Annotated in this window: 20 protein-coding genes, 2 tRNA genes and 1 other RNA gene; 4 read left to right on the top strand and 19 right to left on the bottom strand. The window is 69.8% G+C overall.

The window, feature by feature from the left end; all coding sequences use genetic code 11:
- Nucleotides 1–241: hypothetical protein (locus tag HMPREF1868_RS09960; RefSeq protein ID WP_231782237.1), on the top strand; the 241-nt coding region annotated here is incomplete at its 5' end.
- 201 nt (nt 242–442) lie between these two features.
- On the opposite strand, the gene HMPREF1868_RS02905 is transcribed toward HMPREF1868_RS09960, so the two are convergent.
- The 3 genes from HMPREF1868_RS02905 to HMPREF1868_RS02895 form a co-directional block, all read right to left on the bottom strand.
- Nucleotides 443–519 (bottom strand) — tRNA-Glu (locus HMPREF1868_RS02905).
- A gap of 15 nt (nt 520–534) precedes the next feature.
- Nucleotides 535–608, bottom strand: a tRNA-Gln gene (locus HMPREF1868_RS02900).
- 214 nt (nt 609–822) lie between these two features.
- Nucleotides 823–2,214 carry a CCA tRNA nucleotidyltransferase gene (locus HMPREF1868_RS02895; protein WP_062530187.1) on the bottom strand — a complete coding sequence of 464 codons (1,392 nt, stop codon included), beginning with the start codon at nt 2,212–2,214 and terminating at the stop codon, nt 823–825.
- 146 nt (nt 2,215–2,360) lie between these two features.
- On the opposite strand from HMPREF1868_RS02895, the gene HMPREF1868_RS02890 reads away from it, so the two are divergent.
- The 3 genes from HMPREF1868_RS02890 to HMPREF1868_RS02880 all read left to right on the top strand — a co-directional run bounded on the left by HMPREF1868_RS02890 (nt 2,361) and on the right by HMPREF1868_RS02880 (nt 6,187).
- Entirely contained in the window at nt 2,361–3,194 is an 834-nt protein-coding gene (locus HMPREF1868_RS02890; RefSeq protein ID WP_062530185.1) for a hypothetical protein, read from the top strand.
- Nucleotides 3,195–3,284: 90 nt separating this feature from the next.
- Nucleotides 3,285–4,637: a C1 family peptidase gene (locus HMPREF1868_RS02885; RefSeq protein WP_062530183.1), complete on the top strand. Its 1,353-nt coding sequence runs from the start codon at nt 3,285–3,287 to the stop codon at nt 4,635–4,637.
- Nucleotides 4,638–4,720: 83 nt separating this feature from the next.
- On the top strand, nt 4,721–6,187 hold the full coding sequence (locus tag HMPREF1868_RS02880; RefSeq protein ID WP_062530180.1) for a C1 family peptidase: 1,467 nt from the start codon (nt 4,721–4,723) through the stop codon (nt 6,185–6,187).
- Between the two features lie 153 nt (nt 6,188–6,340).
- Here HMPREF1868_RS02880 and HMPREF1868_RS02875 read toward each other — a convergent pair whose 3' ends face one another.
- The 16 genes from HMPREF1868_RS02875 to murD form a co-directional block, all read right to left on the bottom strand.
- Nucleotides 6,341–6,712, bottom strand: coding sequence for a VOC family protein (locus tag HMPREF1868_RS02875; RefSeq protein ID WP_062530178.1), 372 nt, complete (start codon nt 6,710–6,712; stop codon nt 6,341–6,343).
- Between the two features lie 91 nt (nt 6,713–6,803).
- Nucleotides 6,804–7,451, bottom strand: coding sequence for an IMPACT family protein (locus tag HMPREF1868_RS02870; protein WP_062530176.1), 648 nt, complete (start codon nt 7,449–7,451; stop codon nt 6,804–6,806).
- A gap of 35 nt (nt 7,452–7,486) precedes the next feature.
- Nucleotides 7,487–7,840, bottom strand: an RNA gene (gene rnpB / locus HMPREF1868_RS02865) — RNase P RNA component class A.
- Nucleotides 7,841–7,940: 100 nt separating this feature from the next.
- A complete protein-coding gene (locus HMPREF1868_RS02860; RefSeq protein WP_062530174.1) occupies nt 7,941–8,633 on the bottom strand; it encodes a DivIVA domain-containing protein in 693 nt (230 codons plus the stop codon).
- Between the two features lie 96 nt (nt 8,634–8,729).
- Nucleotides 8,730–8,972 carry a YggT family protein gene (locus tag HMPREF1868_RS02855; protein WP_062530171.1) on the bottom strand — a complete coding sequence of 81 codons (243 nt, stop codon included), beginning with the start codon at nt 8,970–8,972 and terminating at the stop codon, nt 8,730–8,732.
- Nucleotides 8,969–9,784 (bottom strand): pyrroline-5-carboxylate reductase, encoded by an 816-nt coding sequence (gene proC, locus HMPREF1868_RS02850; RefSeq protein ID WP_062530170.1) that lies wholly within the window; start codon nt 9,782–9,784, stop codon nt 8,969–8,971. The genes HMPREF1868_RS02855 and proC overlap by 4 nt, the downstream gene beginning before the upstream one ends.
- A gap of 3 nt (nt 9,785–9,787) precedes the next feature.
- Nucleotides 9,788–10,498 (bottom strand): cell division protein SepF, encoded by a 711-nt coding sequence (locus HMPREF1868_RS02845; protein ID WP_062530168.1) that lies wholly within the window; start codon nt 10,496–10,498, stop codon nt 9,788–9,790.
- 69 nt (nt 10,499–10,567) lie between these two features.
- Entirely contained in the window at nt 10,568–11,311 is a 744-nt protein-coding gene (locus HMPREF1868_RS02840) for a YggS family pyridoxal phosphate-dependent enzyme (RefSeq protein WP_062530166.1), read from the bottom strand.
- A 90-nt stretch (nt 11,312–11,401) separates the two neighbouring features.
- On the bottom strand, nt 11,402–12,166 hold the full coding sequence (locus tag HMPREF1868_RS02835) for a purine nucleoside phosphorylase YfiH/LACC1 family protein (RefSeq protein WP_369817513.1): 765 nt from the start codon (nt 12,164–12,166) through the stop codon (nt 11,402–11,404).
- A gap of 41 nt (nt 12,167–12,207) precedes the next feature.
- A complete protein-coding gene (gene ftsZ / locus HMPREF1868_RS02830) occupies nt 12,208–13,338 on the bottom strand; it encodes a cell division protein FtsZ (RefSeq protein ID WP_062530162.1) in 1,131 nt (376 codons plus the stop codon).
- Nucleotides 13,339–13,724: 386 nt separating this feature from the next.
- Nucleotides 13,725–14,768 carry a cell division protein FtsQ/DivIB gene (locus HMPREF1868_RS02825; RefSeq protein WP_062530160.1) on the bottom strand — a complete coding sequence of 348 codons (1,044 nt, stop codon included), beginning with the start codon at nt 14,766–14,768 and terminating at the stop codon, nt 13,725–13,727.
- Nucleotides 14,769–15,088: 320 nt separating this feature from the next.
- On the bottom strand, nt 15,089–16,003 hold the full coding sequence (gene murB, locus HMPREF1868_RS02820) for a UDP-N-acetylmuramate dehydrogenase (protein WP_062530158.1): 915 nt from the start codon (nt 16,001–16,003) through the stop codon (nt 15,089–15,091).
- Nucleotides 16,004–17,434 (bottom strand): UDP-N-acetylmuramate--L-alanine ligase, encoded by a 1,431-nt coding sequence (gene murC / locus HMPREF1868_RS02815; protein WP_062530156.1) that lies wholly within the window; start codon nt 17,432–17,434, stop codon nt 16,004–16,006. It lies immediately after the preceding gene.
- Nucleotides 17,435–17,493: 59 nt separating this feature from the next.
- On the bottom strand, nt 17,494–18,639 hold the full coding sequence (locus HMPREF1868_RS02810) for a UDP-N-acetylglucosamine--N-acetylmuramyl-(pentapeptide) pyrophosphoryl-undecaprenol N-acetylglucosamine transferase (protein WP_062530154.1): 1,146 nt from the start codon (nt 18,637–18,639) through the stop codon (nt 17,494–17,496).
- Nucleotides 18,629–20,218 (bottom strand): FtsW/RodA/SpoVE family cell cycle protein, encoded by a 1,590-nt coding sequence (locus tag HMPREF1868_RS02805; protein ID WP_062530152.1) that lies wholly within the window; start codon nt 20,216–20,218, stop codon nt 18,629–18,631. The genes HMPREF1868_RS02810 and HMPREF1868_RS02805 overlap by 11 nt, the downstream gene beginning before the upstream one ends.
- The gene (gene murD / locus HMPREF1868_RS02800) at nt 20,219–21,637 is read right to left on the bottom strand and encodes a UDP-N-acetylmuramoyl-L-alanine--D-glutamate ligase (RefSeq protein ID WP_062530149.1); all 1,419 of its coding nucleotides are present in this window, start codon (nt 21,635–21,637) and stop codon (nt 20,219–20,221) included. It abuts the gene before it with no gap.
- Nucleotides 21,638–21,639: the final 2 nt, after the last annotated feature.

Here is a 21,639-nt window from a genome sequence, read left to right as displayed (position 1 = left end):
CGTTGTCCTACCGCTAGACGACGTCCCAATCGGTACCTCAGTGCAGGAACAGAGTCTACGCGAACGCATGCAAAAACGCAAGGACGCCTGCAAATCTTTCTGGCAGCGCCGCCTGGACGCGCATTGGTGTGCCTCCCCCTGCGACGATATCGATGGCTCGCGCCATTCCGACGAAAAAACTGCGCACGATTTCTTCGAATTATGGAGACGAACGACGTTTGACCAGGTCAAACTCTGCTGAAAGAAATCCAATGCGCAGTTTTTCGGTACATGCAGAGCCCTCAGACGAATGCTGGGTGAATCCGCACCAGGAAACGAGGCCGCCGCCTCTCCCTTTGTGCGGGGGGATTGGCCGTTCGCGACGGCGGGGCTGGCCGCGACGGCGTCGGGGCCTCGCGGCAAAAGGAAAGGAGCCGGCGCGCTGGCCGACCCCCGGGGTGTCTGGTAGCCCGTACCAGATTCGAACTGGTGATCTCCGCCTTGAGAGGGCGGCGTCCTGAACCGCTAGACGAACGGGCCGTATGTGGGTGCACTTGGCTGGGACGGAGAGAATCGAACTCCCGCTGACGGAACCAGAATCCGTTGTCCTACCGCTAGACGACGTCCCAATCGGTTGCCCTGTGCGCTTGGTGCGAGAAGAAACTATACGTGAACGCACCAAGCCGTGCAAGGAGAAGTCGATGGGATTTTTTGGACACAATTCCTTCACGAGAGGCGCCACGCCCCGCACGTCCCCCACAAGGGCCAACGCGTCAGGCACGCCCTTCGCAAGGGCAACCACGCCCGGCGCGGGCGGCCCCTCCCGCAGGCTCACGCCCTCCCCTAGAGCCTGATCTGCCCCAGGAGCACCTCTCGCCTGTTGGGCAGCTCGTCGTTGACCACGGCGGAGAGGAGCTCCGCCAGGATCAGCCCCACCCCAGGGCCAGGCTGGATGCCCGTCACCCTCATGACGTCGGCACCGCTCACGGGAAGGTCCTTGAGGCGGTAGGCGCTGCCCGAGGCGATCTCCCTCCTCAGGGCGGCGCTCACCTGGTCGAGCTCGGCGGCGTAGCCCGCGACCCCCGGCACCTTGGCCACGGCGTCCGCGCGCTTGAGGTCCAGGAGGTCGAAGGCGAGGGGCTTGGCGTGGTCGGGGCAGGCGCGCTCGAGCTTGAGCAGGGTGCGCCTGATGGAGCGGCTCGTCGGCCGCACGGCATGGTCGTGGAGGCGCACCAGCGCGCGCGTGGCAGAGACGAGCTCCCCCGGGAGGGCGAGCCTCCTCATGATCGACTCAGCCATCTGCGCGCCGAGCTTGGGATGGCCGAAGAAGTGCCCTCGTCCGCCCTCGTCCTCCGAGTAGCAGCTGGGCTTTGCGACGTCGTGCAGGAGCGCGGCCCACCTGAGCGCGTCGGACGCGTTGCCTCCCGTGAACTCCTCCACCCCGCGACAGACGTGCGCCGTGTGCCCGAGCACGTCAAAGGCATGGTAGGGGCTGCGCTGGTCGAAGCCCGCCATGGGGGCGAGCTCGGGGATCGCCTGGCAGAGGACCTCCGTCTGGTGCTCGAGCGCCCACGCGGCGCGGCCGCTGCGCACGATGCCCGCCAACTCCAGGCCTATGCGCTCGCTCGCGATGTCCGCCAGCTCCGGCGCGTGCGCGACGAGCGCCCGTTGGGTGCGACCCTCCACCTCGAAGCCGAGACGGCAGGCGAAGCGCACCGCGCGGAGCACCCTGAGGGCGTCCTCGCCGAAGCGCTCAGAGGGCTCCCCCACCGCCCGCACCACGCGGCCCGCCAGGTCGGCGCGTCCGCCAAAGGGGTCGAGCAACCCGCGGGCGGGGTGATAGGCCATGGCGTTGATGGTGAAGTCACGACGGGCGAGGTCCTCGCGGACGTCCCTCACGAAGCGCACCTCGTCGGGATGGCGGTGGTCGCTGTAGCCGCCCTCGACGCGGTAGGTGGTCACCTCGATGGGGTGCCCCTCGCAAACGGCGGTCACGGTGCCATGGGCGATGCCCGTGCGGTGCACCTCGACCCCGGCCGACGCGAGACAGCCCTCGACCTCCTGCCAGCGGGCGGAGGTGGTGAGGTCCACGTCATGGGGGGCGGCGCCGCGCAGCGCGTCACGCACCCAACCGCCCACCACCCAGGTCTCGTGTCCCGCGTCCTCGAGCGCCTCGAGCACGCGCAGGGAGTAGCCGGGCAAGCCGTAGGCAATCTCTCCCTCTGCGTGGATCATCTGCGCCCTCCCAGAGCGTTCCGAGGCGGTAGGCATACGAGGCGGTTAGCTGGATTATAGGAAAGAACGATGTCCCGGGGTGGTGGTACATACGTATGTGACCAACAAGCGTTCGGCGCGTCAGGCGCCAGGGGGGGGTGGGGACGATGGAGCTCTCGGAGGAGACGAAGGCGAAGCTTCCGGCAAACGAGACGCTGGCCCAGGCATGCCTTGCCTCGTACCTCACGGACGAGGAGCTCGCGCGCTACATGGGCGAGCTGGAGCAGGAGCGCTCGGCCCTTCTCGCCGACCCTGGCTTCAAGAGGGCGCGGGAATGGCGAGAGAGGCGCGAGGACTCCAGGTCCAAGGTCGGCCCGCTCGGGATCCTGCTCGCGCTCCTGGTGGGAGGCTGGCCCGCCATCCTCGCCTTCGTTTACCTGCACTGGGGGTCGGAGCACTTCTATCGCAACGTCCTCATCTACCTTGCCACCACCGGCCTCACCTGCCTCGGGGCGCTGCTCTCTGACAGGCTCCGCGAGAGTGAGGCGCGCACCGACCGGCGGGCGGGCTTCTCGCTCCTCCCCGCCGAGAGGTCGCTCCTCAGGCGCTACGACGAGCTGGAGGGCAGGCTGGGCGCGGCGCGCGCCGAGCAGGGTGACCGGAGCAAGAAGGCGGAGGCTCGCGAGCGAGAGGAGCTGCGCGAGCGCCTCGACGCCTGCGTGCCCCCGTCCCTCAGGCATCCGGAGACCTCACCGGAGTCGCAGGGCTACCGCCACTGGATGCAGGCGAACGGCGGCCGGACGCCCCGGCAGGCCCACAAGAGGGACCGCAGCATCTGCCCCCGCTGCGGCTCGCACGACACCGAGGTGGAGGGTACCGAGCAGGGATGGGAGTATGACCCCTTCCTGGAGAGCGAGAGGCTGCACGACGACGGCTGGTCCCCCACCTACGTGCGGCACTTCCTCTGCCACGACTGCGGCGAGCGCTGGGATGTGCCCTAGGCCTGTAGAGCCCGCGCGGGAGCCGTCCACGCAGGCCCGCGTGCTATCCTCGACTGGCTAAGAAATCCAACCATCCCCAGGGAGGGAAGCATGGACCAGATCAAGAGCGTCACCCCCGAGGACCTCGCCGCCGCACGCGAGGAGTTCCTCTCTGAGCGCGCCAACGTGGTGGCGAAGAACGCCGCCAGCTCCATGGGCGTCCGCAAGGCGGCCCGCAATCCCGAGGCCGTCGCCCAGAACAGCCTCCAGTTCGACGTCGAGGTCAGCCAGGGCGAGCGCACCAACCAGAAGCGCTCGGGCCGCTGCTGGATGTTCGCGAGCCTCAACACCATGCGCTATCGCACCATAAAGAAGTACAAGCTGAAGGACTTCGAGCTCAGCCAGGCCTATCCCCTCTTCTTCGACAAGCTCGAGAAGAGCAACTGGTTCCTCGAGAACGTCCTCGACACCCTGGACGAGCCCCTCTCGGGCCGCCTCATGGCGTGGCTCCTGGCCGACCCCATCGGCGACGGCGGCCAGTGGGACATGTTCAAGAGCCTGGTGCGCAAGTACGGCGTCGTGCCCAAGGAGGCGATGCCCGAGACCGCCAACTCCGAGAGCACGCACGAGATGGACGCGTACCTGACCCGCTACCTGCGCGGCTGCGCCAAACGCCTGCGCGAGACCGCGGCATCCGGAGCCTCCGCCGACGACCTCGGCCAGATGAAGAAGCAGATGATGGGAGACGTCTACCGCCTGCTCGTGACCTGCCTGGGCGAGCCGCCCGCGCGCTTCGACGTGCGCCTGCGCGACAAGGATGACAAGGTCGCCCTGAGCGGCAGCTTCACTCCCCAGGAGTTCTTCGCCGAGGCGGTGGGCATGGAGCTCGACGACTACGTGTCGCTCATCAGCGCCCCCACGAAGGACAAGCCCTTCGGACGCACCTACACCGTGAGCCGGCTGGGCAACGTGGTCGAGGACGGCACCGTGCTCTACCTCAACCTCGAGCCCGAGGAGCTCAAGCGCGCGGCCATCGCCCAGCTCAAGGGCGACCTGCCCGTGTGGTTTGGCTGCGACGTCGACCAGAGCTACCTCAGGGACGAGGGCATGATGGACACCGCCGCCATCGACGTGGACGAGCTCTTCGGCTTCGCCGTCGAGGGCGCGCTGAACAAGGCGGAGCGCCTCGACTACGGCGAGTCGGTCATGACCCACGCCATGGTCCTCGAGGGCGTGCGCCTGGACGAGGACGGCAAGCCTGCGATGTGGAAGGTCGAGAACAGCTGGGGCAAGGACCACGGCCGCGACGGCTTCGATACCCTGAGCGACGCCTGGTTCGACGAGTACGTCTATCAGGTCGTCGTCGACAAGAGGTACCTCAGCGACGAGCAGCGCCAGGCGCTCGAGACCATGGAGCCCGTCGTGCTCGAGCCCTGGGACCCCATGGGGACCCTGGCCCGTTAGGACAGCACCCCTCGGCGCCTGCGGCCACCCTGCCGCGGGCGCCGTCCCTTGCGCCAGCCAAAATGAAAACGAGAGGAACGCAGATGGGCGAGAAGACCATCGGCCGCGACTGGGCGGCCAGGCAGAACGAGGAGTTTTGCTCCTCCCGCGCCAACCGCATCGCGCGCAACGCCGTCACCGCCACCGACGTCATGCAGGCCGCGCGCGACACCAGCGTGATGCGCGGCTACCATGACACCTACGGCGTGCGCGTGCCCAAGACGGCCGACATCACCAACCAGAGACAGAGCGGCCGCTGCTGGATGTTCACCGCATACAACGTGGCGCGCCACGCGACCATGGACTTCCTGGACGTGGACAGCTTCGAGTTCAGCCAGGCCTACGGGATGTTCTATGACAAGCTCGAGAAGGCCAACGCCATGCTCGAGAACGTCATCGCCACGGCCGGCCTCCCCGCGGACTCCCGCGAGGTCCAGCTCGTCCTCGAGGACGGCATGGGCGACGGCGGCTACTACCACTTCGCCATGAACCTCATCGCCAAGTGGGGCGTCGTCCCCAAGGACGCCATGCCCGAGACCGCCTGCTCCAAGAGCTCCGCGCAGATGGACGCCCAGCTGGAGCGCCTGCTGCACCGCGACGCCGGCATCCTGCGCCGCGCGCACGCCGAGGGCAAGGGCGAGGACGAGTTCCGCGCCCTCAAGGAGGACATGCTCTCGGGCGTGTACCGCATGCTGGCGATCTGCCTCGGCGAGCCGCCCGCGCGCTTCGACTTCGTCTGCACCGTGGGCAAGAGGCACAAGGCGGACGCGAGCAAGGTCAAGGCCATTGAGCCCCAGAAGGACGAGGAGCCCAAGGACGCGGGCGAGAAGGACGGTCCCAAGGAGCAGAAGCTCGTCCTGCGCGACCCGGACATCACCCCGCTCGAGTTCGCTGAGCGCTACCTGCCCTTCGACCCGCACGACTACGTCTCGCTCGTCTCGATGCCGGGCAAGACCCGACCCTACGGCCATGCGTACCACCTCACGCTCACCGACTCGGTCGTAGGCGGCGACCCCCACCACGTGCTCAACGTCGAGCCCGAGCTCCTGGACCAGGTAGCCGTCAACAGCCTCAAGGCGGGCGTGCCCGTTTCGATGGCCTGCGACGTCATGCAGGAGTTCCCGCGCCACGTGGACGACTTCAAGTACGTGCTCTCCACCGACGGCATGGACCTCGAGGGGCTCTTCGACGTCGAGCTGGGCATGGGCCGCGACGAGATGATCGACATGTGCGAGACCGGCCTCACCCACGCCATGACCTTCCAGGGCGTCGAGCTGGACGAGGACGGCAAGCCCAAGGCCTGGCGCATCGAGAACAGCTGGGGCAAGGAGCAGGGCAAGGACGGCTACCTCATCATGACCGCCGACTGGTTCCACACCTATGGCGGCGAGGTCGACGTCAGGCGCGAGTTCGTGCCTGACGAGCTGCTCAAGGTGTGGGACGAGACCCCCGTCGAGGACGTCGCCCCCTGGAGCGGCATCACCTCCGGCTTCGCCCGCAGGCTCCACTAGGCCAAGGCGAGCGCCACAACTTCCCGCTGGGACAGGTACCGTGAAGTGACACTGGTCGGGCCCCGGACGCAGCTCGTGCTGAGCGCGTCCGGGGCCTGGTCTCGTCGGACGCTGGCCCATGGTCGCGCCGCTCAGGCAAGTCGCCCCTCTCCCCTAGCGCTTGGCGGGAAGAATCTCTATGCGCTGACCGTCGGGGTCACAGATGAAGTAGAGGCCCATCTTGGGGTTCTCCTTCTGGATGCAGCCCATCTGGCGATGCAGCTCGTGCGCCGCCTCGAAGTCATCGACCTCGAAGGCGATATGCGTGTCCATGCCACCATTCTCGTACGGCTCGGTGCGCCCGCGGTTCCAGGTGAGCTCGATCTCGAAGCCGGTGTTGTCGTCCACGAGATAGGTGTTGGACCATGACCCGTCCTCGGGTCCCTTCTCGCGCGACACGCGCAGCCCCAGAGCCCTCTCGTAGAAGGCGATGGACGCCTCCTTGTCCAGCACGTGGGTGCAGCGATGGATGAACCTTGCGTTCATGGGACTTCCCTTCGGTTGCCTGTCGCCCGCGACGCCGCGGCGGCGCGAGACCGTCCCTGCCATCCTACCCGCACGACGCGAGGGCGTTTCCTCAGAGCGCGCCGAAGTGGGGCTCCCCCACCAGGCAGAGCTCCTCCCCGTTGGCAAGCTCGCGCATGGCGGCGCAGAACGCCTCTTCCGCACCGGAGGGGAAGACGGCGTTGATCTGGACGTCCTCGGCGAAGATGGTGTCCCTCGCCTTGCCGCCGCAGTCCGTGAGGAGGCGCTCCACGCGACCGTAGGCGGAGTACGGGACACTGCAGGTGAGCCTGGTCACGAGCTGCATGCTCACGAGTTTGTCCTCCCCTCGGGCGACGTCCACCGCCGCCTGTGCCGCAGCGGAGTAGGCGCGCACAAGCCCGCCTGGCCCCAGGAGCGTGCCGCCAAAGTAGCGCGTCACCACGCAGCAGACGTCGGCAAGTCCCGACGAGCGAAGCACCTCGAGGACGGGCATGCCGGAGGTGCGCTGCGGCTCCCCGTCGTCCGAACAGCGCTCGCGCCCGTCCGAGAGCACCCAGGCAGGGACGTTGTGGCGAGCGTCATGGTGCCTGGCGCGCACCTCGTCCACGAAGAGCGTGGCGTCCGCCTCGCCGTCCACGTGCCTCAGCTGGGCGATGAAGCGGCTGCGACGGTCCTCGACCTCCGCCTGGGCCTCGAAGCCGTCCGCCAGCGTGAGGAATCCCGTCTGTCCAGGAAGCATGGTCCGTCCCTCTCCAAAGGTCCTTGTGAGAAGAGATGCGAAGTGGGCCTGTGAGCCGGGTTCTGTCGTGGACAATCATTTATCTACGACCGCCGTCACCGACGGCCTCTAGCGCGCAACCCGAGCGCGGTGCGGGCCACACCATGGCGCTCCTATTTGCGTTTGCTCCGGAAGGGGCTTGCCAAGCCGCCATGTTGCCACGACGCTGGTGGTCTCTTACACCACCGTTTCAGCTTTTCTCTCACCCGCCGAGGCGGGCAGCGGGAGTCTTCTTTTCTGCGGCGCTTTCCGTCGGGTCACCCCGCCAGGCCGTTAGCCTGCTTCCTGCCCTGTGGAGCCCGGACTTTCCTCATGGGCGTCTCCGCCCCCGCGATTGTCTGGCCCACTTCGCGCCGTCGATTGTAGCACGCCTGCCCCGACATGAGGGGAGGCCGCCGCGGATGCGACGACCTCCCCACGCAAGGCACGCCTCGTTCTGGATCGTCCGGACTAGTCCAAGTCGCTGAAGTCGGTGTCGGCGGCAACGGGAGCGAAGGTGGTAGCCTCGGCGCTGGCGGCCGGCGCGGGCGCGACGACGGGCGCGGGCGCCACGTAGGAGTCGCTACGGGCGGCGGAGCCGTTGGGGGTGCCCAGGGCCTGGTTGGGGAAGACGCTGTCGGCGTCGTCCATGAAGTGCTGGAGCATCTTCTTGTACTCGCTGCGGAAGTCCTCGCGAGACTGCTTCAGGCGGTCGATCTCGTCCAGCTCGTTCTGCTTCTCGGCCAGGGCCTGGCGGATGACCTCGCGGGCCTTCTGGTCGGCCTCGTTGCGGATGTTGTCCGCGTTGGCGCGGGCGTCCGCGACCAGCTTGTCGGCACTCTGCTGGGCGACGATGAGCACCTGCGAGATCTGCCTCTCGGACGCGCTGTAGTCGCTGGCGGGAGCTGTTGCGGTGACGACGACGGGCTCGGGGGCCGCGGCGCTCGTGCTCTGCTCCTTGAGCTGGGCGACCTGCGCCTGCGCGGCGGCGAGCTGCTGCTCGGAGTTGTTCAGGCGACCCTTGAGGTCCGCGATCTTCTGGAGCATGGCGTCGACCTCGCCCGAGAGCTGGTCGAGGAAGGCGTCGACCTCCTCGGTGTTGTAGCCGTGCTTCTTGGCCTCGGAAAAGGTCATCTGCTCGATGTCAGCCGGAGTGATAGCCATCTTGTTCCCCTTCGAACGTCCTTTGCTACGTCATCGCGCGGGCTACCGCTTCTGTTGATTGTACCCCGCGCGTCGCTTGCCTTGCCGCTCCCCGCCTCAGATGATGCGCTGCGCCAGCTGGAGGACCACCAGTGCGAGGATGGGAGAGAAGTCCACCCCGCCCACGGGGGGCAGGAACCTCCTGAACAGTCCCAGGTAGGGCTCGACGATGGTGGCGAGCGCCTGGTAGAAGTCCTCCACGAGCGGGATCTGGGTCATGCGCAGCCACGAGAGCACGACCTCCACCACGATCAGCGTCTGGTAGGCGTAGAGGAGCCTCCCCACGAGGAGGTGGATCATGCCGCACCCCCCGCCAGCTCGGCGTTGCGCTCGAGCGCCGCTTCGACGGCCTCCGAGGTCGCCCAGAAGGTCTGGGTCTCCATGGCCCTGAGGCCGGCCGCGGTGGTGCCGCCGGGAGAGGTGACGCGCTCCATGTAGGCCCTGGGGTGCTCGCCGGAGCCCAGGAGCTGGCAGGCCGTCCCGCGCATGGTGGAGAGCACCATCCTGCGGCAGGCACCGGCGGCCAGCCCCCTCTCGACGCCCGCGCGGACGAGCTGGTCGACGATCAGGGCGAAGTAGGCCGGACCGCAGCCGGAGACCGCGCCCGCCACGTCGAGCTGGTCCTCTCGCATGAGCTCGCAGACGCCCAGGGCGGCGAAGGCGTCACGCGCCAGCCCGACGTCCTCCCGCGTGCAGCCGTCGCCCGCGCAGAGCGCCGTCGCCCCCGAGAGCGCCTGCACCGGCAGGTTGGGCATGGCGCGCAGCACGCGCGAGCCGGGGAGCGCCGTCTCGAGGGCATCGAGCGCGACCCCCGCCGCGATGGAGACCACCGCATGACCCGCGAGCAGGGGCTCGAGTTCCTTGAGCACTGCAGGGAGCACCTGGGGCTTCACGGCCAGGACGGCCAGGTCGAAACCGAGCGAGAGGAGCTCCGCCGCGTCCTGGCGGCAGACGGCGCCCAGCGCGGAGAGCGGCTCCAGCTTGGAGGCGGAGTGGTCGCAGGCGAGGACCTGGGGGGCGGGGACCGCGCCGGACTCGACGAGCCCGCGCGCGATGGCGCCGCCCATGGCGCCCGCGCCGACGACCGCTATGCGTGCGTCACGGAGTGCCATGCGCTACCTGGCCAAGGTGCCGTCGGCGACGAGCTTGTCGATGTCGGACTCGCTCAGCTCGATGCCCTGGGGCATGACCACGAAGACGCGGTCGCCCAGCTCGTCCACCTGGCCGCCGATGCCGCAGGCGAGGCCGAAGCAGAAGTCGAGGATGCGCTTGGCGGTCTCGATGTTGGTGTTCTTGAAGACCAGCACCACGGGCTGGCTGGTGCGGACGCGACGGACGACCATCTGGACGTCGTCGTACGAGACGGGCTTCAGCACGTAGGGGGGAAGCTGTCCCGAGCTGGGGCGGGGAATCGCCTTGAGGCCGATGTCCGCGGGAGAGTGGCCGTTGGTGGTGTTGCCCAGGACAGACTCGCGGCTGGCGTAGCCACCCTGCTGCTGGGGCATGGAGGCAGTGGCACCGTCGTCGTAGCCGTAGTCGCGCGCAGGCGCCGCGGGGCGGGCGTACTCGTTGGGAGCGTAGCCGGGGCGATAGCCGCTGCCATAGGCGGAGGAGGAGCTGCCGGCGTTGTCGCCCACGGGACGCCCGGAGCGAGTGTAGACCGACACGCTCTCGGCCTCGGGGCGGCGGGTGTTGCCCAGGACGCCGGAGGTGTCGGCCTCGGGGCGGCGGGGCTCGGCGACGTCCTCGTCGTCGTAGTACTCGTCGTCGTAGTAGTCGCTGTCCTGTGGGCGAAGCTTGTCCCTGAGGTTGTCGAGGAAGCCCATGTCCTTACCGCCTTCCTGGCTGGGACCCCTGGTCCCGCCTATGTCCGCGTGTCTCGTCTGTGGTCTGTTTCAGCTCGTGGCCAAGGCCGGCTCGTGGCTGGGGTCGAAAACGGTTCTACCAAGCCTAACCAGGGTGGAACCCTCCTCCACCGCGATCTGGAAATCATCACTCATTCCGCAAGAAAGGACGGCGAGCTCGCGGCCCGAGCGCAGGCGCAGGTCGTCGCGGAGCTCACGGAGCCCGGAGAAGGCCCTCCGGGCCGCGTCCGCGTCGTTCGCGGGGGCCATGGTCATGAGCCCCTCGAGCGAGATGCCGGGCAGGGCGAGGAGGTCGTCGAGGGAGGCGCGCGCGTCGTCGGGGGAAAGCCCGGACTTGGACTCCTCCCCCGAGACGTTCACCTCCACGAGCGCCCGCGTGACGATCCCACGTGCCTCCGAGCGCCGGGACACCGCCTCGGCGAGGTGCGGGGACGAGATGGAGTGCACGAGTTCCACCCTGCCTATGACCTGGTTAATCTTGTTGGTCTGGAGGTTGCCTATCATGTCGAAGCGCACGCCTGCCATCTGGGGCAGGGCCGCGACACCTTGGAGCTTGCGCCCAAGCTCCTGCGGTCGGTTCTCCCCGAAGGCGCGATACCCCGCCTCCCAGGCGAGCGCCACCTCCTCGATGCCCACGGTCTTGGAGACGGCGAGCAGGGTGACCTCGCCGGCGTCCCTGCCCGCGCGGGCGGCCGCCTCCGCAATCAGGCGGATGATCCTCTCCCTCCTGGATTCGAGGAAGCCGAGATAGCTCCTGCGCCCCTCCTCGTCCACGTTTCCCCCTTCCGCCCGCCTGCCGCGGGCCTCGACTGTCTCCTCACGCGCCGACCCGAGGGGACGACGCGGAGCGTCCCCGCGCCCTTGCTAGACGCCCAGGACCGCCAGGGCGCCGTGCCTCCCGCAACGGCCGCCTTCCGCCCGGTACGAGTAGAAGCGGTCGGCCGAGCGGGGCGTGGACACGCCGCAGTCGAGGACCATGTCCTCCCCCATCCCACGCTCGACCAGAGTCTGCACCACGGCGCGCGCCAGGTCGAGGTGGTTGCCGGGGAGCGCGACCGCAGGGCCGAACTCGCCCGAAAAGCGTGCCAGCAGCTCGGGCGAGACCTCGTAGTCCTCGCCCGCGATGTGGGGTCCCACGTAGGCCCGCACCTCGGAGGCGTCGCACCCGCTGGCGGCGAGCAGCGAGTCCAAGGCCCGCCCCACCACGCGGGCGACGGTCCCGCGCCAGCCCGAGTGGACCACCGCGAAGCCGCCCTCGCAGGCGAGCACCACGGGGACGCAGTCCGCGAAGCAGAGGAGGACGGGGACCCCCGGGGCGACGCACACGACGGCGTCCGCCCCCTCTTGGGCCTGCGCCTGTGCGCGGGCCACGGAGGCCTCGTCGGGCGAGAGGACCTCCACCACGCGGTCGCCGTGCACCTGCCAGGGGTTGACGAGGCGCGCCTCGAGACCTCCGGCGCCCAGGGCCGCGAGGGCGAGCGAGCGGTTGCGGGCGACGGCCGCGGGGTCGTCCCCGCAGCGGTCGCCCAGGTTGAGACCCTGGAACTCCCCCGTGGAGCAGCCGCCCGCCCGCTCGCTGAAAGCGAAGGTGACCCCGCCCGGACGACTGAGGTCGCCGAGAAGGGTCACGCCCTGCGAGACGTACCTGTCAAGCCGGGGCAGCCGCATCGCTAGAGGCGGCTGTGCTTCAGGAACTCGGGAATGTCGAACTCCTTGTCGTTAGAGCTGGCGGCGGAGCCGGACTGGCGCTGCGCGGGAGCTGGCGCGGGGGTCGCCTTGCGGCCGGAGCGGCTGCTGCCGCGGCCGCGGTCCACGGTCAGCGTGGGGATGGACTGCTGGACGTTGTTGTCGTTGAAGCCGGTGGCGATGACGGTCACGCGCACCTGGTCGCCCAGGGACTCGTCCACGACGGTGCCGAAGATGATGTTGGCCTCGGGGTCGACGTTCTTGGCGACCACGTCGGCGGCGTCGTTGATCTCCTGGATGCCGAGGTCCTTGTTGCCGGCGATGGAGAGCAGGACGCGGGTGGCGCCGTCGATGGAGCTCTCGAGCAGGCGGCTCGAGATGGCCTCCTCGGCCGCGTCGGTCGCGCGGTTGTCGCCGGAGGCGAGGCCCACGCCCATCATGGCGGTGCCGGCGCCGCGCATGATGGTGCAGACGTCGGCGAAGTCGAGGTTGATCAGGCCGGGGACGGTGATGAGGTCGGTGATGCCCTGGGTGCCCTGGCACAGGACGTCATCCGCCATGCGGAAGGCCTCGATGAAGCTGGTCTTCTTCTCGCTGAGGTCGAGCAGGCGGTCGTTGGGGATCACGATGAGGGCGTCGACGCTCTCGGAGAGGGTCTTGATGCCGTCGGCCGCGCGGTTGGTGCGGGGACGACCCTCGAAGGTGAAGGGCTTGGTGACGACGCCTACGGTCAGGGCGCCCACGTCGTTCTTGGCGATGTCGGCGACCACGGGCGCGGCCCCGGTGCCGGTGCCGCCGCCCTCGCCGGCCGTGATGAAGACCATGTCGGCCCCGGCGAGCGCCTGCTTGATCTCGTCATGGGAGTCCTCGGCCGCCTCTGCGCCCACCTCGGGGTTGGCGCCGGCGCCCAGGCCGCGGGTGATGTCCTGGCCGATGTGCACCTTGATGTCGGCGTCGGAGATGGCGAGCGCCTGCGCGTCGGTGTTGATGGCCACGAACTCGACGCCGCGGATCCCCTCCTCGATCATGCGGTTCACGGCGTTGGTGCCACCGCCGCCCACGCCGACCACCTTGATGACGGCAAGGTAGTTGCTGGGAATGTCAGTGTCGATCATGGTTCCTCCTCGCTTGGCGACGGTCCGGGGAGCGTCTGCCGTTTCCCGTTCGGGTGCCGCTCCACCGGTGGTGGACTGCAATGCGGTACCGTGCTTCACAAACTGCTGCGAATGGCGCTTCGTCTTCATGCTTCGACTCTCGCTCGGTGGTGCCTGGGCTTGCGACGGTCTGGCCCCGACGAGGTGAGAGAAACCCTAAACCTCAGGTAGAACCCTATGCCTCGTCCGAAGCGCGGTATATTTGCACATTCCCGCGACTGCCGTCAACACTTTTGTCCAAAATGTGAAACCTGCAGCTCAATGCCCATAAAGAGCTGCTTCTCATCCCTGAGGCGCTACTCGAGGGTTAGGGATCGCACTGTCCTGGGAGAAGCGGAAGCCTCGGCCTACTCCCCGACCTGGGAGCCGGACTCCGAGGTGGCGTCGGCGCTCTGGCTGCCGGAGTCCTGGCCGTCGCCGGAACCGTCCGCGGAGGAGCCGTCCTGCCCCGTGCCGTCCGAGGTGCCGTCCGTCACGGCCTGGCCCGTGGCTTCGGACTGATCAGACCCGGAGCCCTGCTGCGACGTTGTGGCCTGGCTCCCGCCGCTCGACGACGTGGTCGAGGCGTAGTCGCCACCCGCCGTGCCGCTTCCCGCCTGGACCTTGTCCGAGTCGACCATGCGGTAGCTGGGGCTGCCATAGACGCGCACGTTGATGTAAGTCAGCCTGCCCTCGTACTTCTGCAGGATGGAGTTGATGACCGACTCCTTGCTCTCTATGTCGCGCGGCGACCCGAGCGAGATCTCGACCCCGCTCTTGAGGACGCACGAGATGCTCTCGACGGCATCGGCCTTGTAGCTCACGACCTGGGAGGAGAGGGCGTCCGAGAAGGTCTTGCGGTAGCTCATGACCGCCTGGATCGTCTCGTCCGTGGACGCGGAGCCCGCCACGGGGCTCACGCTGGAGGGGACGTCGGTGATGAGCAGGGCGCCCATCTCCTGGGCCTTGGCGAGCGCGACCTCGTTGGCGGACTCCCCCTCGGCGACGGAGAGCGGCAGGGGCTCGATCCAGCTCCCGTCCCCTCCCATGCACCAGGCGACGTTGCCCGCGCTCATGACCACGATGCAGTCGACCTTGCGCTCGGTGACCACGAGCCTGAGCGTGCCGGGGAACTCCCTCACGAAGCTCACGTCCTGGACCCAGGGGTTCCTCCTGAGCGCCGACCTGATCCCCGACTCGTCGAAGTTGAGGAGGGTGCTCCCCTGCCGCACGTTGGCGAGCCGCACGATGGTGGCGGAGTCCATGTGCTCCGTGGGGTCCGCCTCGACGGAGCCGATGGTGAACGCGGGCGTGTACGAGAGCACGAGGAAGCCCACGAGCGCGACGAGGAGCAGGGCCGCCACGGCGATGCCGCCCACGATGAGGCGGCGCGCCACGTCATGCGACCCCACGGAGGCCTCCCGGGAGACGGGCGACGCGCCACCCTCGGCCGCCTGGCGCCTGGGGGACGCGGCGTCTCGCGTGGCACCGTCACGCCGCAAGGGGGACGACGGGCGGGTGGCGGGGGCGGTGCCGAACCTGCGCGAGGGCCTGGGGGCGGCAATGATGCGGGAAGGCGAGGGCACGCCGGTCCGACTCGTGCGGCCGGGCCTGGCAGGCGGCTGTTGCCGCTGCGCCCTCGGGGCCGCCGGCGCCTTGGCAGCCGGACGCTGCCCCGCGGCCTGGCGGGGGGTCCCCCTCTTCGTTGGCCTCCTGGCAGCCACGTAGGCCCCTAGCGACCGAAGCCGAGGCACTTGACCTCGGGCTCGAGCTCTATGCCATGCCTTTGGACCACGCACTCGCGCAGGTGGGCCATGACGCGCGCCACGTCCGTGGCGGTGGCGCCGCCGGCATTCACGATGAAGTTGGCGTGTAGGTCGGAGACGTGCGCCCCACCCACCGCGTAGCCCTTGAGGCCGCAGGAGTCGATGAGCGCACCGGCGGAGCGCGTGCCCGGGTTCTTGAACACCGAACCGCAGCTGGGCTGGCCCATGGGCTGCATGGAGCGCCTGCTGGCAAGGCGGCGCTCCATCTCTGCGGAGACCTCCTCGCGCGTGCTGGGGTCCAGCCTGAGGCTCGCCTCCAGGATGACCTCGCCGGCCGGGAGCGAGCACCAGCGGTAGCCCCACTCGACCTCAGACCCCTCGTAGCGCCGCAGGCCGACGCCCGGCCGCAGGGTCACCACGTCGCTCACGCGACTGCCGATCCACTCGTGGCGCGAGCCCGCGTCCATGGACACGGCCCCGCCCACGCTGCCGGGAATCCCCACGCAGCACTCGAGCCCTGAGAGGCCCTCCTTGAGGGTCTGGCTCACGAGGCTCGAGAGGGGCGCGCCGGCTCCGGCGGAGACAAGGCCGCCCTCCCCCACGCTCACGCGCGAGAACTCGCGTCCCAGCTTGACGACGCACCCGTCGAAGCCCTCGTCGGAGGCGAGCACGTTGGAGCCGCGGCCCAGCACGACCCACTCGACGCGCTCGCGGTCGAGCACCTCGATCGTGCGCCTGAGCGCGGCGTAGTCGTGGGCGGTCACGAAGAGCGAGGCGGGACCCCCCACGCGCAGGGTCGTGCGACGCGAGAGCCTCTCCCCGCGCAGGACCTCGGCGTCGACCGCCCCCGAGAGGGCCATGTATGCGTTGAAGACGCTCAACTAGGACCTCTGGCCCTCTGCCTCGGCGTCCGCCTCGCGGCGCGCCTCGATGAAGGCCGGCCCTATGGCCGTGATGTCGCCGGCGCCCTGCGTGATGAGCAGGTCGCCAGGACGGCAGGACTCGACCAGGTGCTGGACCAGGTCCTTGCGGTTGGCTATGAAGCTCACGTCGGCCACCGTGCCGGCGGCCGCGACGCCGTTCGAGACGGTCTTGCCCGAGACGCCGGGGATGGGCGTCTCGCCCGCCGGGAAGACCTCGGTCACCACGAGCTTGTCGGCGTCGTCGAAGGCATGGGCGAAGTCCGCCGCGAGCGCCTGCGTGCGGCTGTAGCGGTGGGGCTGGAAGGCGCAGACGATGCGCTTGAAGCCAAGCCCCCTGGCTGCCGCGAGCGTGGCGCGGATCTCGGTCGGGTGGTGGCCGTAGTCGTCCACCACCGTGACGCCGTCGACGTCGCCCACGTGGGTGAAGCGGCGGTGCGCGCCCGCGAAGCCGGAGAGGGCGACGGCGGCCCTCTCCACGTCGCAGCCCAGGGCGTCCGCCACGGCGATGGCGGCGGTGGCGTTTGCCATGTTGTGGCGGCCGGGGTTGGCCTTGATGGTGACCTCGACGGAGCCCCCGGAGGGCAGCCGGACCGCAAAGCGGCTCGCGAGGCCCGGCTCCTGCGGCACAGGCACGCAGACGTAGTCGCAGCCCTCGTCGAAGCCGTAGCTCAGGACCCTGCGGCCCGTGGAGCGCGCGAGCTCCACGTAGTGCGGCACGTCACCGTTGATGATCACGGTGCCGGCGTCGCCCACGAGGCCCATGAAGGTGCAGAAGGTGCGCTCGATGTTCTCGAGGGTGCCGTAGTGGTCGAGGTGGTCCGCCTCGATGTTGGTGACCACGACCACGTCCGGGTCGAGGAAGAGGAAGGAGCCGTCGGACTCGTCCGCCTCGCAGACGAAGTAGCCCCCCCTGCCGTCGCGGCCGTTGGTGCCGTACTCCTCGACGATGCCGCCGATGAGGAAGGAGGGGTCCATGCCCAGGTGGTCGAGCATCGTGGCCACCATGCTCGAGGTGGTCGTCTTGCCGTGGGTGCCGGCGACGGCCACGGTGGTGGCGTCGGCGGAGAGCGCCGAGAGCATCTTGGCGCGGGGCCAGACGGGAATGCCCAGCTCGCGCGCGCGGATGACCTCGGGGTTGGTCTCGGGGATGGCCGAGGAGGTCACGACGACCTCGGGGGCGACCTCGTCGATGGTGGACGCCGCATGGCCCACGTGGACCCCGATGCCGGCGTCCTCCAGGTCGCGCACGTAGCGCGACGCCTTGAGGTCGGAGCCGGTGACCTTGCAGCCGCGCTGGTGGAGGACGAGGGCGATCCCGCTCATTCCGGCGCCGCCGATGCCGATGAAGTGCGCGCTCCCGATGCTGGAGGCGGAGGGTGATGAGGACATGAGGCTACCTCTCTTCGAAGTCAGGCAATGCCGCCCGCACGCGGCGGGCTGCATCTACTCTAGCCGATTGGCGCGCCCGCCCTCTGGGCGGCGGCCCCCTCCACTTGGTCTGCGAGCGCGGAGGCGGCCATGGCCTGCCCCAGCCCGTGGGCGGAGATGCGCATGGCCTCGCGGCGGACGGGGTCGTCCACGAGTGAGAGGAGCGTCGAGTCGAACTCGGGGCCGTCCAGCTCGTCGTCGGCGACGAGCCGGGCCGCGCCCGCGTCCACGAGGTAGCGGGCGTTGGCGGTCTGGTGGTCGCCGGTGGCGAGGGGATAGGGCACGAGCACGCTTGGGACGCAGAGCGCCGCTATCTCGGCGATGGAGGAGGCGCCGGCACGGCTGAGCACGAGGTCGGCCGCCGCGAGGGCCTCTCCCATGGAGTCGATGTAGGGAAGGACCTGCCAGCGCCCGGACTCGGCCTCGCCCAGCGCGAGCGCCTCGACGACCTCGTCGTACTGGCCCCTGCCGGTGGAGTGGACCACGTAGAGGCCCTCGCGGGAGAGGAGCTCGCCCTTGAGGCGCGTGACGGCCTCGTTGACGTGGCGCGCGCCGAGGCTCCCGCCGAAGACCAGGAGCATCGTGGCCCCCTCGGGGATCCCCAGGCGCCTCCTGCCCTCCTCGCGGCTCGCCTCGATGACGCTGCGGCGCACGGGGTTGCCCGTCACGACGATCTGGGTGTCGGGCGCCACGTGCGACCTGAAGGCGTCGATGGCCGCGGGCAGCGACACGCAGACGCTGCGCACCTTCCCCGCGGCGTTCTTGTTGGCGAGGCCCGGCACGGAGTTCTGCTCGTGGATGACGCAGGGCACGCCGTGGGAGTGGCACCAGTTGATGAGGGGTGCCTCGACGTAGGCCCCGAAGCCCACGGCGACGTCCGGAGCGCCCTCGGCCGAGAAGAGCCTGCCCAGGGCGGACTGCGCGCGCGCCATGTGCCAGAGCGCGCTCGCGGCGGTCCAGGGGCGATGCCGGTCGATGCCCGTGACGTTGATGGGGTTGAGCCTGAAGCCGGCCTGGGGCACGAGCGTGCCCTCGAGACGGGCGGGCTGCCCGTAGAAGCCCACCTCGTGGCCGCGGTCGCGCAGCTCCTCGGCGAGCGCGAGCGCCGGGTTGATGTGTCCTGCCGTCCCGCCCGCCGCGATGGCGACCCTGAGCCTATCTGCCACGTCTGTCACTCCTTCGGTCGCCTCGGCGCCCGCCCGCTCCGCGGACGTCCGGCCTTCCGTCGTTGTTGGTCCTGAGGCGGTCTCCCGCGCTGGGGCCCAAGTCTATCCTCCCCCGGCCGCCACGTGCCTGGGAGGCGGCCCGCCCGGGCGGCGTGGCCGTCCCCCTGCCCATGCGGGACGTCCGCCTCGTGGGGGGCACCTCCCCCGCCGCGCCGCCGCCCAGGACGGTGAGGCGCTGGCGCGCGCCCTCCCTCGCCGAGCGCGGCGTCGCCTCCCCGGCGAAGGAGCCGGTGGGGCCAGGGTCGCGCGGGGCCTCGGTGACGCTCCAGTCGCGACGGCGCTCGTCGTGCTCGGTCAGGGGCAGCCTGGACTGCCGCGAGACCGAGAGCACGAGCCCCGCCAGCATGAGGCTCGCCATGATCGACGAGCCACCGTACGAGACGAAGGGGATGGGCTTGCCCGAGAGCGGGAAGGCCCCCACGACGCCGCTCACGTTGAGCAGCATCTGCGCGAAGATGAGGGTCGAGCAGCCGGCGGCGACGAGCCGGCCGGTGAGGTCGGGGGCGTAGCGCGCGATGCGGTAGCCGCACCAGAGCAGGAGGCCGAAGGCCGCCACGAGCCCCAGGGCGCCCAGGAGCCCGCACTCCTCGCCCACCATGGCGAAGATGAAGTCGTTGTAGGGGAAGGGCAGGTAGGAGTACTTGGCGCGCCCCATGCCTATGCCCACGCCGAAGAGCCCGCCCGAGCCGAAGGCATAGAAGCCCTGGATGAGCTGGTAGCCGTCCCCATAGGGGTCGCGCCAGGGGTCGAGCATGGTGAGGATGCGCGCGCGGGAGTAGCCGTCCTTGAGCGAGAGGAGCAGGAAGCCCAGGAAGCCCAGGGCGACGGCACCGGCGCAGAACCTCCAGTCGACGCCCGCGAGGTAGGCCATGACCAGGACGGTCACGGCGCAGACCATGGTGCTGCCCTTGTCGGGCTGGAGCACGATGAGCAGCAGGGGCACGCCCAGGACCACCGCCGCCCTGGCCAGGAAGCCCGGCTCGAAGCTGCCGCCCGTGCGACGGAACTCGTCCAGGAGCTCCGCGGCGGCGAGCACCACCGTGATCTTGGCGAACTCCGAGGGCTGGAAGTGCAGGGGCCCCACGGCGATCCAGCGCGTGGCGCCATAGGCGTCCTGGCCCGCGACGGGCAGGAAGATCAGGAGGAGCGCCAGCACGGTGCCCGCCCAGATGGCGGGGCCGATCCGGTGCGTCAGCGCGTGGTAGTCGATGCGGTAGAGGGCGTACGCGCCCACGACTCCCACGAGAGCGAAGCCCGCCTGCCTGGTCAGGTAGTAGGCGGGGTTGTTGCCCGCGTCGTCGGATATGAGGTTGAGGATGGACGAGGACGAGAAGACCATGACCAGGCCGAAGGCGACGAGTCCAAGGACGCAGGCCACGAACACCAGGCGCGGCCCCATGAAGCGCGCGGGGACGCCCATGATGAGGCCCTCGTCCGCGGCCTCCCTGCGAGGGCGCGCGCCTTGGTCCCGGCCTCCCTGGCCTCGACCGGCGTATGCGGCTCCGGGACGCAGGGCCATCTAGCGCCGCCCCTCGTCCGCGTGGGCGGCGACCAGTGACTTGAAGAGCCTGCCGCGCTCGGCCATGTTCGAGAACTCGTCGAAGGAGGAGCAGGCGGGCGAGAGGAGCACCGCGTCCCCCTCGCGGGCCTCCGCCACCGCGGCGTCGAAGGCCTCGCGCAGGTGGGGCGCCCGGACGACGCGGACGGGCGACGCCTGCCGGTCCCGCGCCGTCTCGACCGAGCGGGCGATCCTCTCCCCCGCCTCGCCGAAGCAGACGGCGGCCCTGCAGTCGCGGGCCACGGCCTCGGCGAGCGACCGCAGGTCGGTCCCCTTGTCGTGGCCGCCCAGCATGAGTACGACGCGCCCGGGCTCGAAGGCGGTGAGGGCCTTCTCCACCGAGTCGGTGTTGGTGGCCTTGCTGTCGTTGACGAAGCTCACCCCGCCCACCTCGCCGCAGGGCTCGATGCGGTGCTCGAGGGCCTGGAAGGAGGCGAGCGTGCGGGCCACGACATCGTCCGCGACGCCCAGCTCGAGCGCGAGAGCGGAGGCGGCGAGCCCGTTCTGCAGGTTGTGCTCGCCCCTCAGGGCGAAGTCCGCCGTGGCGCAGACGTCGTGCTCGACGCCGTCGAGGCGCACGACCATGCGGCCGTCGCGCACGAAGGCGGCGCATGGGGTGCCCGCGTCGCGCCTCGCGTCGAGCCGCAGGACCCTGAGGCCGCGGGCGTCGAGCCTGTCCGCGATGGCGCGGCACCAGCCGTCGCCCACGCCCACGACGGCGAGGTCGCCGGGGACGAGGTTGGCGAAGACCCTCTCCTTCGCGGCGGCATAGGCCTCGAGGGAGCCGTGCCACTCGAGGTGGTCGGGCGTCACGTTGAGGAGCACCGCCACGCGGGGGTGCAGCCCGACGGAGGTGGCGAGCTGGAAGCTCGAGAGCTCGGCCACGAACCACTCGCCCTCGGCCCGTCCCGCCACCTGCGAGGTGGCCAGGGTGCCTATGTTGCCCACCGTGCGGGCGGCAAGGCCCGCCTCCCGCAAGATGGCGCAGGAGAGGCTGGTGGTGGTGGTCTTTCCGTTGGTGCCCGTGATGGCGACCCAGCGCCCGGGACTCTCGCGCCAGGCGAGCTCGGGCTCCCCTATGAGCTCGCGGGAGTGCTCCCGGGCGGCCCGGAAGAAGCCGCTCAGCTCGCTGATGCCGGGAGAGACCACGGCGAGGTCGTAGCTGCCCCGCACGTCCTCGCTGCCCAGCACCACGCGCACGCCGGCCGCCTCGAGCCTGGACGCGGCCTCGCCCGGCGCGGAGCTGAGGCCGCCGTAGAGCGTGACGGAGGAGACGCGGGCCTCGCCCAGCGACGCGAGGTAGAGCGCCACGTCGACGCCCGTCTTGCCCATGCCCAGCACCAGGACGTCGCCCAGGCGCCCCCCCTTGCCCGTCTGCATTC

Source organism: Olsenella sp. DNF00959 (genome assembly GCF_001553055.1).
GTDB classification, from domain to species: Bacteria; Actinomycetota; Coriobacteriia; order Coriobacteriales; family Atopobiaceae; genus Olsenella_I; species Olsenella_I phocaeensis.
Note: the sequence above shows the minus strand (reverse complement) of the source record. Positions and strands in the feature narration are given on the sequence as shown.

Excerpts from the sequence above, each read along its gene's own strand:
- HMPREF1868_RS02895 (WP_062530187.1), bottom strand. The coding sequence starts at position 2,214 with ATGATCCACGCAGAGGGAGAGATTGCCTACGGCTTGCCCGGCTACTCC.
- HMPREF1868_RS02890 (WP_062530185.1), top strand. The coding sequence starts at position 2,361 with ATGGAGCTCTCGGAGGAGACGAAGGCGAAGCTTCCGGCAAACGAGACG.
- HMPREF1868_RS02885 (WP_062530183.1), top strand. The coding sequence starts at position 3,285 with ATGGACCAGATCAAGAGCGTCACCCCCGAGGACCTCGCCGCCGCACGC.
- HMPREF1868_RS02880 (WP_062530180.1), top strand. The coding sequence starts at position 4,721 with ATGGGCGAGAAGACCATCGGCCGCGACTGGGCGGCCAGGCAGAACGAG.
- HMPREF1868_RS02875 (WP_062530178.1), bottom strand. The coding sequence starts at position 6,712 with ATGAACGCAAGGTTCATCCATCGCTGCACCCACGTGCTGGACAAGGAG.
- HMPREF1868_RS02870 (WP_062530176.1), bottom strand. The coding sequence starts at position 7,451 with ATGCTTCCTGGACAGACGGGATTCCTCACGCTGGCGGACGGCTTCGAG.
- HMPREF1868_RS02860 (WP_062530174.1), bottom strand. The coding sequence starts at position 8,633 with ATGGCTATCACTCCGGCTGACATCGAGCAGATGACCTTTTCCGAGGCC.
- HMPREF1868_RS02855 (WP_062530171.1), bottom strand. The coding sequence starts at position 8,972 with ATGATCCACCTCCTCGTGGGGAGGCTCCTCTACGCCTACCAGACGCTG.
- proC (WP_062530170.1), bottom strand. The coding sequence starts at position 9,784 with ATGGCACTCCGTGACGCACGCATAGCGGTCGTCGGCGCGGGCGCCATG.
- HMPREF1868_RS02845 (WP_062530168.1), bottom strand. The coding sequence starts at position 10,498 with ATGGGCTTCCTCGACAACCTCAGGGACAAGCTTCGCCCACAGGACAGC.
- ftsZ (WP_062530162.1), bottom strand. The coding sequence starts at position 13,338 with ATGATCGACACTGACATTCCCAGCAACTACCTTGCCGTCATCAAGGTG.
- murC (WP_062530156.1), bottom strand. The coding sequence starts at position 17,434 with ATGTCCTCATCACCCTCCGCCTCCAGCATCGGGAGCGCGCACTTCATC.
- HMPREF1868_RS02805 (WP_062530152.1), bottom strand. The coding sequence starts at position 20,218 with ATGGCCCTGCGTCCCGGAGCCGCATACGCCGGTCGAGGCCAGGGAGGC.
- murD (WP_062530149.1), bottom strand. The coding sequence starts at position 21,637 with ATGCAGACGGGCAAGGGGGGGCGCCTGGGCGACGTCCTGGTGCTGGGC.